The 11,520-nt window shown below is 34.7% G+C and carries 12 protein-coding genes; 7 read left to right on the top strand and 5 right to left on the bottom strand.

Going from position 1 to position 11,520, the window contains the following annotated elements; all coding sequences use genetic code 11:
* Window positions 1–400: 400 nt before the first annotated feature.
* From ruvA to ABWU48_RS00405, 4 genes are all read left to right on the top strand, one after another.
* The gene (gene ruvA, locus ABWU48_RS00420; RefSeq protein ID WP_209472514.1) at window positions 401–973 is read left to right on the top strand and encodes a Holliday junction branch migration protein RuvA; all 573 of its coding nucleotides are present in this window, start codon (window positions 401–403) and stop codon (window positions 971–973) included.
* Complete coding sequence (gene ruvB, locus ABWU48_RS00415; protein WP_264705936.1) at window positions 970–1,950, top strand: Holliday junction branch migration DNA helicase RuvB; 981 nt, start codon at window positions 970–972, stop codon at window positions 1,948–1,950. Before ruvA ends, ruvB begins: the two co-directional genes overlap by 4 nt.
* Window positions 1,951–2,027: 77 nt before the next feature.
* Window positions 2,028–2,945 (top strand): hypothetical protein, encoded by a 918-nt coding sequence (locus tag ABWU48_RS00410; RefSeq protein ID WP_353288382.1) that lies wholly within the window; start codon window positions 2,028–2,030, stop codon window positions 2,943–2,945.
* A 60-nt stretch (window positions 2,946–3,005) separates the two neighbouring features.
* On the top strand, window positions 3,006–3,545 hold the full coding sequence (locus ABWU48_RS00405) for a DNA-3-methyladenine glycosylase (protein ID WP_038199418.1): 540 nt from the start codon (window positions 3,006–3,008) through the stop codon (window positions 3,543–3,545).
* On the opposite strand, the gene purF is transcribed toward ABWU48_RS00405, so the two are convergent.
* From purF to ABWU48_RS00390, 3 genes are read right to left on the bottom strand one after another with little or no spacing between them, the layout of a single operon-like run.
* On the bottom strand, window positions 3,527–4,912 hold the full coding sequence (gene purF / locus ABWU48_RS00400) for an amidophosphoribosyltransferase (protein ID WP_353288381.1): 1,386 nt from the start codon (window positions 4,910–4,912) through the stop codon (window positions 3,527–3,529). The genes ABWU48_RS00405 and purF overlap by 19 nt on opposite strands.
* Window positions 4,913–4,937: 25 nt before the next feature.
* On the bottom strand, window positions 4,938–6,041 hold the full coding sequence (rodA, locus tag ABWU48_RS00395; RefSeq protein WP_253303503.1) for a rod shape-determining protein RodA: 1,104 nt from the start codon (window positions 6,039–6,041) through the stop codon (window positions 4,938–4,940).
* A 53-nt stretch (window positions 6,042–6,094) separates the two neighbouring features.
* Window positions 6,095–7,561 (bottom strand): proton-conducting transporter membrane subunit, encoded by a 1,467-nt coding sequence (locus tag ABWU48_RS00390; RefSeq protein WP_264705939.1) that lies wholly within the window; start codon window positions 7,559–7,561, stop codon window positions 6,095–6,097.
* A gap of 64 nt (window positions 7,562–7,625) precedes the next feature.
* On the opposite strand from ABWU48_RS00390, the gene ABWU48_RS00385 reads away from it, so the two are divergent.
* From ABWU48_RS00385 to virB9, 3 genes are all read left to right on the top strand, one after another.
* Complete coding sequence (locus ABWU48_RS00385; protein WP_007548590.1) at window positions 7,626–7,940, top strand: NADH-ubiquinone oxidoreductase subunit NDUFA12 family protein; 315 nt, start codon at window positions 7,626–7,628, stop codon at window positions 7,938–7,940.
* Between the two features lie 2 nt (window positions 7,941–7,942).
* A complete protein-coding gene (locus ABWU48_RS00380; protein WP_010082331.1) occupies window positions 7,943–8,398 on the top strand; it encodes an outer membrane lipid asymmetry maintenance protein MlaD in 456 nt (151 codons plus the stop codon).
* 185 nt (window positions 8,399–8,583) lie between these two features.
* A complete protein-coding gene (gene virB9, locus ABWU48_RS00375; protein WP_010082330.1) occupies window positions 8,584–9,366 on the top strand; it encodes a P-type conjugative transfer protein VirB9 in 783 nt (260 codons plus the stop codon).
* Window positions 9,367–9,369: 3 nt separating this feature from the next.
* On the opposite strand, the gene ABWU48_RS00370 is transcribed toward virB9, so the two are convergent.
* Together ABWU48_RS00370 and mraY are read right to left on the bottom strand one after the other, a co-directional pair.
* Window positions 9,370–9,966, bottom strand: a complete 597-nt coding sequence (locus ABWU48_RS00370) for a ribonuclease HII (protein WP_010082329.1) — start codon at window positions 9,964–9,966, stop codon at window positions 9,370–9,372.
* 6 nt (window positions 9,967–9,972) lie between these two features.
* Window positions 9,973–10,953: a phospho-N-acetylmuramoyl-pentapeptide-transferase gene (gene mraY / locus ABWU48_RS00365; protein WP_209472500.1), complete on the bottom strand. Its 981-nt coding sequence runs from the start codon at window positions 10,951–10,953 to the stop codon at window positions 9,973–9,975.
* Window positions 10,954–11,520: the final 567 nt, after the last annotated feature.

Genomic DNA, 11,520 nt, shown 5'->3' with positions numbered 1-11,520 from the left:
AAACCGCAACTAATCTAAATTATAAACGTTAAGAAATTTACTAAACAGAAAAAAAGGCAAAAGAAACCCTAGGGTAGCTAGTTATTCACTATCCATTTTTTAAGTTGGCGTTTTTTTATGTTTTAAATGCTTTATAAGCGCGTTTCAGCTTATGTAGGTAGAAATTTTATAAGACATAAGGTGCACATAGTGCAAAAAATTAAACATGATACGCCAGATACGTGAGTTTTTTTGTCATTTAATCTGTACAGAGAAGATAAATAAATAGCTTCAGTGTTTATGATAAGGGGGCTGGCGGAGTTTGTCAAGTGGTTTTTTAGCCACGTTTCCCTGTTATAATGTTCGTTTGCTTGACCTAAGATCCGGGAGTATTTAAACTGAACTCTATATAGTGTTAAAAATGATAGGAAATCTAAGCGGAATAGTTGATGAAGTGCGCAGTGATCACATAATCCTGAATGTGAATGATGTTGGCTATATGGTGTATCTTTCAGCCAAAACTTTAAGTGCTTGTGCAATTGGAAGTAGAATCAAATTACTTATCGAAACCTATGCAAATAACAGAGAAAACACTACTCAGCTATATGGTTTTATAAGCGAAGAAGAACAGCAGTGCTTGAGGTTGCTAGTTAAAGTAAGCGGCGTTAGCTATAAAACTGCAATGTCAATTTTGGGCAAATTAACTCCAGAACAGCTATTTTTGGCAATTATGAATGAAGATAAAGTAGCACTCAAGATGAGCGGACTTGGCCTGAAACTCATAAATCGAATTATCACTGAATTGAGTGGCAAAGTGAGTAAACTAGAAATAAATAACAATAATTTTCATCCAATTAATGAAGATGCCCTTTCAGCATTGATCAATCTTGGGTATGAAAAAATGAAAGCTTATGATACGATAAAAAAATACAGGCCAAATCTGGACACTAAGGATATTATTCGCATGGCGCTTAAGGAGCTTTCAATACTATGAAATCAATATCGTGCGGTAAAGAATATACTGAAGATGTGCACAATATCAACATCAGGCCTGAACAACTTGATGATTTTGTCGGGCAAAAAGACTTAATACAAAATTTAAAAGTGTTTATAAACGCTGCACAGACGAGAACTGAAGCTTTAGATCACGTTTTATTATATGGTCCTCCAGGGCTTGGCAAAACAACTTTAGCACAAATTGTTTCTAAAGAATTAAGAGTTAGCTTTCGCGCAACTTCTGGTCCTTTACTTAGTAAAGCTGGAGATTTGGCCGCAGTGCTTACCACTTTAAATGCAAAAGATGTTCTATTTATCGACGAAATTCATAGATTAAATCGCAGCATCGAAGAAGTTTTATATACTGCTATGGAAGATTTTTGCCTGGACATATTAGTAGGTGAAGGTCCATCTACTCGCACTTTAAGGATAGATCTACCACCATTTACGCTAATTGGAGCAACAACACGGCTTGGATTACTTTCTGCGCCACTCAGAGATCGTTTTGGCATTCCTTTGCATCTTGAGTTTTATTCCTTTGAGGAGCTGGTTAATATTATAAAAAGAGGCGCAAGAGTTCTTTCTGCTGAAATTGAAGAGGATGCAGCACGGGAAATTGCCTGCCGTGCGCGCGGCACTCCAAGAATTGCTTTGAGGTTACTCAGAAGAATAAGGGATTTTGTTGAAGTGAAAGATGATAAAAAAATTACTTATGAAGTCGCTGATTCTGTATTACTAAAATTGGGTGTAGATAAAATGGGACTCAATAAACTTGATATGAATTATCTAAGATTTTTATTCAACACTTCAGGCCCTGTTGGAATTGACACCATATCTATTGCGCTATCCGAAGATGTTGGCAATATTGAAGAAACAGTAGAACCTTATTTAATCAAAATTAGTTTTGTAAAGCGCACACCAAGAGGGCGCGTTCTAACCGATCAAGCAAAGGAGTATTTGAGCTTTCAACATTAAACATCATAATTTATATTGACTAATTGGCGTGGTATCTATATGCTAACATTTATATATTAAAAATAATGGAGGCATATATGTTAACTAATAGCACTGAAACTGTATCTTTAATTGAAACTTCTTCTAATCTAAATATCAGTCCTTCTGATAATAATTCGATTTCGGATACTAAAAATGTACCTAAATCAACACTAGATGAGAATGTACCTAAATACGTCACTCTTAATAATGCAGAAGAATGGAATGAGTTCTTTATAATGCAGAACAACACTTCTACTAATACCACTAATAAAAAGAAACCAAAACCTTATATTCATAAGGATAGTAATGGTATATGTACATATAATGCTCGGGATGAGAATAAATATGGTGGTAAGAACATTATAGGCAAAATTGCTGAACAAATTAAAGAAGAGATATCTAAAAATATAGAAAATAATGATATAGAATTTATAAAACTTAAAGAAAGCAAAAATGAAGATAATATTATTGAGCCTGCCGTAAGAATTGCGATAGGTAGTAATACAAAAGAAATAGGCATGAGTGACATTCTAAATAACGATTTGTGTAAACAATATGGCGTGAAAGCAATTACATTATTGCTACCTCAAAGTAAAGCAAGGGGGCTACGTTGCCGGGTTGATGAACATGGAACAAGAATTTATGAAGTAGCTAATGGGTCATATCAAATGACTTTAAAGTGGAATGCTCAAGGAAAAGAATGTAATATTAAAATTAATATTCATGATAATGGCTCCGTAGAACTTATTGAGGGTAATGGTGTTACTATGGAGCAATTAGCTGCACATAAAAAAGTAAAAGTAGGAAGGCAATATGAAGCAAAGCCTTTACATGAAGTGTTAGCATCACAATTGCCACAAACACAATTACAACAAAGCTCTGAAGAAGTAAAATTTTTGGAGCAGCATTCAACAAATGTAGAAGACTTGAGCGGCGCATCACAAAAGCATCAAGCTCCTGCTGCTTCAAAATAGGTAAAGTAGTGAAAATTCAGTATAAGTTGCTTGCATCTGCAAGTAACTTATACTTTTATGATGAGCAACACAATACTACCAAGAAATTTCTACGAGCGGCCAACTTTGGTTGTAGCCGGGGAGTTACTAGGAAAGATGCTGAAATTTTCTAACTTTAGTGGAATAATAACCGAAGTTGAAGCCTATATAGGAATGAGTGACCCAGCTTGTCATGCAGCTAAGGGTTATACTAACCGAACCTCAGTAATGTTTGGTATGCCGGGGTTTTCATATGTGTACTTTATATATGGAATGTATTACTGTTTAAATATTGTAACAGAAGCAGAAGGGTTCCCAGCAGCAGTGTTAATACGGGGATTAAAGCTCATTGAACCGCTTGAGGCAAATTTAGGTGGGCCAGGAATATTGTGTAAAAGATTAAATATTACAAAAGAACATAACAAACAGGACCTTACTATAAGCCACGAATTTTGTGTTTATGAATCTCACCTCAAACCAGATTATGTGTGCACTCCGAGAATCGGAATTAGTAAAGGCCAAGAGAAATTTTGGCGGTTTAAAAACTTAAGATCTTGCGTAGACTATTTGCCAATTGGATAATCACCAGTGAAACAAGCATCACAATATTGTGGTGTAGCATTGTTACGCACTTCTCCTTTAACAGCCTGATATAATCCATCAATACTCAAGAAGGCTAGGCTATCTACTCCTATAACTTCCTTAATTTCCTCTACAGATTTATTTGCAGCAATTAAATCTTTGCACTCTGGCGTATCTATTCCATAAAAACAAGAATGCTTAATTGGTGGGCTTGAAATTTTGAGGTGAATCTCTTTTACTCCTGCATCCTTTAGCATAACTATTATATTTGTTAACGTACTACCACGCACTATACTATCATCTATTAAAATTATGTTTTTACCTTTCAAAGTGTGCTTATTAGCATTGAATTTTAATTTTATTCTAACTTTACGTACTTCAGCGGTTGGTTGTATAAAAGTTCTTCCTATGTAATGATTACGAATTATTCCCAGTTCCATAGGTAATCCTGAATGCTTTGCATATCCAATAGCTGCAGGCATTCCAGAATCAGGTATTGGTACAACCATATCTACATTGTTTTTTGGTGGGCTCTCTTCTGCAAGTATTCTTCCTATTTCTTTTCTTGTATCGTATATAGACCTATTCTCCATTATGCTGTCTGGTCTTGAAAAATAAACGTATTCAAAAATACAAAAACTTGATTTTTGCTGTGGGAAAGGAAACATTGAGGCTAGCTTACTACCCGAACTGATGGTAACTAATTCGCCTGGTTCTATTTCTCTAACAAACTCTGCATTTATTATATCAAGAGCACAAGTTTCAGATGCAAGAACGTAAGAACCGTTTAACTTTCCTAAAACAAGAGGCCTGATTCCAGATGAATCACGTACTCCAATAACTACTTCTTGATTGATTGCAACAAAAGAATAAGCACCTTGTATTTGCTTTAATGCATATATAAAACTCTCTAAAAAGCTATCTTTTTCACCGCTTGCTGTCAGATGCACTACTACTTCTGTATCAATATCTGACTGAAAAACGCACTCTTGTTTAATCAATTGTTCGCGTATCGGAGAAATATTAATTAAATTACCATTATGTGCTATGGCGAAATCCCCAAATTTTCCACTTTTGCTAAACATGGGCTGCACTCCAAATTTATTACCACTTGTTGAGTATCGAACATGACCTATTGCACAATCTCCAGGTAAGGATTTCTTTATTTCATCTATATCATCAAATACGCTGCTCACTTGACCTTGAAAGTGATAAGAGTGCAGCTTATCGTTGTTACTGGTTACTACGCCAAAAGACTCTTGACCTCTATGCTGCAAAGCGTGGAGAGCAAGTATAGAGTTAAAAGCAGCACTTTGGTTGCAACTTATGCCAAATACCCCACATTCCTCACGCATTTCATCTAGCATAAAAACTATTAAGTAAAATTTAATTTTACTTTAGCATAGGTAAAATACAAGCATTTTGTTGTTCATCTGCTTTTATTGCCAGCAATAATCCTATGCATATTAAGCTTGCAGCAGTTGTACTTCCTCCATAGGACAGAAATGGCAATGGGTCGCCTATCACAGGTAAGAGGCCCATTGTCATTCCGATGTTTATAAAGAAATGAGCACTAAAAAAGGCGAAAATGCCGATAGATACCGACTTAGAAAAATAATTTTTCGACCTATAAGCGATAGAGAAAATTATGCCAAGTAATGAGGTATAAAGCAAAATTAAAGCCATGCTACCTAAAAATCCCCATTCCTCACTCAGCACTGCAAAAGCAAAATCTGTACGTTTCTCCGGCAAAAATCCAAGTTGAGTTTGACTTCCGTTAACAAAGCCCTTACCAAGCAAACCTCCTGAACCAATAGCTATCTGAGATTGCTGCGCATTATAACCTATTCCAAGTGGATCCACTGATGAATCCAAAAACGACAATATCCTTTGCTTGTGATAAGGACGTAAAAAAGGCCAAATAGCCGGTACTGCAAAAATGCCAAGCGTTCCACATATTACCGAATGAGATCTTTTTATTATTGCTGTGAATATAATTGATATCCCTATAAATAACATTATCACAGCTGTGCCTAAATTAGGTTGCTTTAACACCAAGAACACGGGTAAGAAAATAATTATAAGTGCCTTAAGCAATCTTTTAAATTCCATCATTTTATATACACTCTGCTTATCAAAATAGCGAGCAAGCGCAAGTATTAAGCCTACTTTTGCAAATTCTGATGGTTGCAAACTAATTGATCCAATTCTTATCCACCTTGTTGCACCCATTATGTGTGAGCCAAAAAAATTCACTACTAATAGCGAAATCACTGCTGCTACATAAAAAAAGTAGGCGTGCTTCAAATAAAAATCTAGCTCTATGAATGACATAGCTATAGCAAGTAGGAAAAAGAAGGAGAATATGACCAGTTGGTGAATCGCAAATGGCACCCACTTTCCTCCAGCAGAAGAGTATTGAACAACAATGCCAACGCAAAACAGCGCTATCACGTTAATGACTAACAACCAATGAATCTTCTTCAGTCTATCCACAATAAAGACCTTATAACCTTAAAGTATAGTAAAATATGAAACAAAGATAAAAATCAAAAAACCAACTTCTCAACTACTAACCGAATTGGAGTGCTATATATTCCAGTTACTACTGTTAAAACTGCCATAAACAATAGACAGAAAAGCATAGGAAATGGCACATCATTAATTTTGTCCGGTGTCATTCCAGTGCGTGACGTTGCATCATTTTCAAAATACATTTTCTCTACCATCTTCCACATATATATCAATGCAAGGAAAGAGCCAGCAGCAAATGTTACAAGGGAAATCCACGCATGAGATTCGATAATTGCTTTCATTATATACCACTTGCTTACAAAGCCATTTGTTAAAGGCACACCGATTAATGCTAAACTGAGTAGAGTGAACGCAAGTGCTGTATAAGGCATTGATTTCTTGAGTCCCGATAAATTCTCTATTTTTGTTGTATCAAATTTGTAAGAAATACATCCTGCAGCCATAAATAAAGATGTTTTTATTATGCTGTGGTTTACTATGTGAAGAATTGCTGCAAATACACCTGTTTTTGAGTTAAAACTCAGTGCTAAAATTATATAACCAATTTGGCTAATACTAGAGTGAGCAAGCAGTCTTTTTATGTCTTTTGCGGTTATTGCAAATATCGACCCAAATATAACAGCGCAAAGTGCGAGGATAATTATCACGTTGCTTAGTGATGGTTTAAATAAGAAGAAATTTTGATGAAAAACAGTATAAAAGATTCTGATGAAAACATATATCATCACTTTTGTCACTGTGCCTGAAAAGAATATGCTAATGAAACTTGGCGCCTCACTATATGCATTAACCAGCCACCTGCTTAATGGAAACAGTGCCATTTTGATTGAGAGACCAATAAAAATGAACAACGTGCCAAGTTTTATGATGTTGTTATCGTGTAATGGAACTATTCTTTCAGCCATGTCAGACATATTGAGCGTTCCAGTCATTGAATACAAGAGCCCGATGCCAAATAAATAAAATGTTGCGCCTATTGTTCCACTAATTAGATATTCAAATGCTGCAACCAAGGCTTTTTTATCCCTTCCCATTGAAACTAATACATAAGAAGAAAGAGATGAAATTTCCAAGAAAACGTAAAGGTTAAATATGTCGTTTGTTACTAGAATCCCGAACAGTCCGCTTAAGCACAGTAGAAATAGAGAGTAAAAACCAGTGATTTTGTTTTTGCTAATTTCTTTTTCGTTAATATAAAAGCTATAAAGCACGCTAATCAGCGCTATAAAATTCACCAAAGTTAGAATCAAGGAGTTCAACACGTCGATTCTTAACTCTATGCCGTACGGGGGAGCCCAATCCCCAAGGTGATAAGTTATAATTTCGCCTTTATATGTTTTAATGAGTAGTATTGATGAAATGATAAGAGTGATTGTTGTTGCAATAAAAGAAATAAACCAAGATACCTTGTGTTTCTTGGCAAGAAAGCAAAACATTGATGCAATTATTGGGATAATAACTTGTAAAATTGGTAATTGCATTAAATTGTTGTTAATATATCGTTAAAGTATTAGTATATATAATACTTTTTGTTTTAATACCCTTATGTTATCTAAAATTTGTAACGCAATAAAACGCCTATTACGAAGAGAAGATAAATTTGTAGGAAGAGATGAAAATGGAAATTCTTACTATGAATCAAGTAAAGGAAAAAGGTGGGTTATGTATAGCAGTGTCTCTGAGCCTACAACAGTGCCTCCGGAATGGCATATATGGCTTCACTATACTGATAATGTAGTACCAGTTAATAATAAAAAAAGAAAAGTAAAACATACTCCTAATTTAACGGGTACAAAAGATGCATACTATCCAAACCAAAAAGTGAAAAATTACTATAAAAGCTGGAGTCCTGATAACTAAAGATGCGAAGGTCAAATATACTTGAAATAACCGCTGGATTATTTGTATTAATTTTCACTATTTTTCTGATTTTCTTTGCTATTGATAAGCTATCTTACATAAAGAAAAACTATAAGGATTGCAATAAAATATATGGTCTTTTTGCTAACGCTAACGGTATAGGAGTTGGTGATAGTGTCAAGATCTCTGGTGTAGATGTTGGAAGCATAACTGGTGTATCACTTGACAAAGCTACCTACGTAGCACGAATCGATATGTGTATAAGCAAAGACATAAAATTGCCAATTGATAGTTCAGCTCTGATCACTAGCAGTGGAGTTGTTGGCAGTAAATTTGTTAATATATCACCTGGATCAGATATTAAACTAATCTTGCATGGTGGTAAAATAGAGTATACTCAAGCTGAAGCAAATATGGGTGGAATAATGGACAGAATTCTTGGTATGTTTACAAAGTGAAAATGGCAGGATTCCAAGTATATCCGTTCAGGTAAAGCCTCCTGTAGTTCTAAAGTATTTAAGGAGTTTGCCTTATTTCTTGCCTTTTCTACCGCTTGCTTTGGGGTTTATAGTATAGAAAGTGCCTTAATAGTTGCAGTGCATGTCTATCAATGATAAAATGAAAATTAATTTATTTTGATATTATGATTGGTTTACTGTTTGCCGTACTGTTGTTCCTCTGTGGTAGTGATGCACTTGCAAAACAGGAGCCACGTTCAATAGCTGGAGATAATCACATAAAGGTGATAAATTATAACCCACAAGCTATACATAAGTATACGGGTTTTTATGGTTATCAGTCCAGTATATTGTTTGAACCAGGGGAGGTAATACAAAACCTTTCAATGGGTGATTCAACTGGTTGGCAACTCCTTCCTCAAGGTAATAGATTGTTTATTAAGCCTATAGATGATATTGCCGATACTAATGCAACTATAATTACCAATAAAAGAGTTTATTACTTTGAACTTCATGCTGAAGAAGCAACTGGACTAGATGATCCAAGATTAGCATATGAAGTAAGGTTTCTTTATCCACTATTTAGCAGTGATGAGATTTACACAACAAATAACGGTGATATCTTCGAACAAGCTAGTCATACCATTATTCCTGATATCAATGATATTGAAGTTGTAAAGAAGGGATTAAATTTTAATTATTCCATCTCGCACGTCAAAGGTAGTCAGTCAATAATACCAATTAAGGTTTTTGATGACGGAAAATTTACATATCTACAATTCAATAAAATAAACTCTGATTTTCCGGCAGTTTTTATGGTTGATTCTGCAGGATATGAGTCTTTAGTAAATTTCCGTACAGTTGATAACTACCTGATAATCGAAAGGGTAAGTTCAGTGTTTACCTTAAGGAATGGATCGAGTACAGTTTGCCTATTTAATGAAACCATACCTTTCAAAAAAGGGTAAAGGCTATAATGCCCGAGATATGGGTGCAAAATTTTTTCTATGATGTTCTGTAATTCCATAAAGGCCAATAGCGTTAAGGTGCTCTTTTGTCCCATATCCTTTATTTTTATACCAATTATATTCAGGATGCTTATTATGCAATTCTTGCATAAGCCGATCTCTCGTAACTTTTGCAACGATTGAAGCTGCTGCAATTGATGTACTCAAATTATCACCATTTACTATGGATTTCACTTGCCATTTCACTTCAGGTGGTTGATTACCATCAACTAGTACATAATCTAATTCTAGGTCCAAGTCTATCAACGCACGTTTCATTGAAAGCTTTGTTGCTTGCAAGATATTGTATGAATTTATTTCTTCTACGCTTGCCATTCCTATACCAAATTTTGCAACGGATGTTATTTTTTCATATAGGACTTGCCTACATTGAGGAGTCAACTTTTTCGAGTCGTTGATTCCATCAATAATTGTATTTCTATCAATAAACACTACGGCTGCGGATATTACTGGACCAGCTAGCGGACCTCTTCCAACTTCATCCACTCCTGCTATCACTCCTGATAATTTATTTTCTAATGTAAAGTCTGGGTATTTCATAGGTTTTTATAATAAGAAAGTTATAGTAAAAACTGAACAGATAATAGAAATTATCCAAAATTTCATAACGATTACATTTTCTGACCATCCCTTCTTCTCAAAATGATGATGTATTGGTGCCATAAGAAAAACTCTTTTTCCTTCTCCATATTTAAACTTTGTATATTTAAAATATGATATCTGAATAATAACAGATAGAGTCTCTATTACAAAGATTATTCCAATAATGGCAAAAAGCATTTCTCTTTTAATTAGGACACTAGTTAACCCTAAAGCCGCACCTACCGACAAGCTACCAACATCACCCATAAATATTTTTGCTGGATGTGTGTTAAACCACAAGAAACTTAGAATAGCTCCTATAAATGCAATGCAGAATAAAGTAATATTCATATCTGCCTGAGTTATATATGCAATTAGCCCCAAAAAAGCAAAGGAAGTGATAACTTGAGTTGCAGCAAGGCCATCCAAACCATCTGTGAGATTCACAGCATTAGAAGAGCCGACAATTACAAACGCAGCAAACGGAACATATAGATAGCCAAAATCTATTATTACTCCTTTAAATAGGGACGTTTTTGTAAAACATTCAGCAGAGTATAGCTTAAGTATAAACACACCAACCAGAGCAACAATAAACTGAATAAGTATTTTGGTTTTTGCACTTAAACCTCGATAGTGATTTGTCTTCAATTTTAAATAATCATCAATAAATCCAAGTAGAGCAAAAAATAGAGTTATCAATATCAGCAGCAAAATTTCTGGTGTTAACTGAGCCCAGAGTAAAATTGGTAATAAAGAAGAAATCAGTATTATTATTCCGCCCATAGGTGGTACATTCTTTTTTGTTATTAAATGACTTTCTGGTCCACATGATCTAATTGGTTGCCCATCTTTGCTTATTTTTTTTAGAAGCTTTATAAAATAGGGAAAAAGAATAAACCCAAAAACAAATGAGGTAAAAAATACTTTTGTAGCTAAGATCATCTACTTACTTAAATTGACTAAGTGTCATACCACCTATAGCTAATAAAGTCAACTTCTGTCATCCTATAGCCTGACCCACAACTGTACGAACATTGTGATTTGGGCCCATCAGTAGGGTGTCATCCCAGTCTGGAATCCACAACTGTAGGAACGTTGTAGTTTGGACCACCAGTGGGGTGTCATCCCAGTGCCCAGACACTGGTTCTATGCAACTTAATTAAAAACGTTTGTTTTAGTGTAAGACAATTACCTTTAGCTTATCAGCTCAGTTATAAGCAAAATTTCTGGATTCCAGACTGGAATGACACCATTTGCTGTGCAATTTACCTTCAAAAATGAATGTTCGTACAGTTGTGAACCTGTGGCAGGTATTACATAAGAGCATTTCCCTCTTCTAAATTAAAACGCACTTTTGCCTCCTTTGCAGTCTATACTTTAGATGTATTTAATTTACAAATACTAATTATTTATTAATAATGGTGATATGTAAATATAGTTATAAAATAATTGTTACACTTGAATTCCTTCCTGGTTTCTGTTGTTATCAGAACATTTAAAACACTTTAA

The organism is Wolbachia endosymbiont (group A) of Tromatobia lineatoria (assembly GCF_964028565.1).
Classification (GTDB): domain Bacteria; phylum Pseudomonadota; class Alphaproteobacteria; order Rickettsiales; family Anaplasmataceae; genus Wolbachia; species Wolbachia pipientis.
This window is presented reverse-complemented; position numbering and strand designations above follow the sequence as displayed.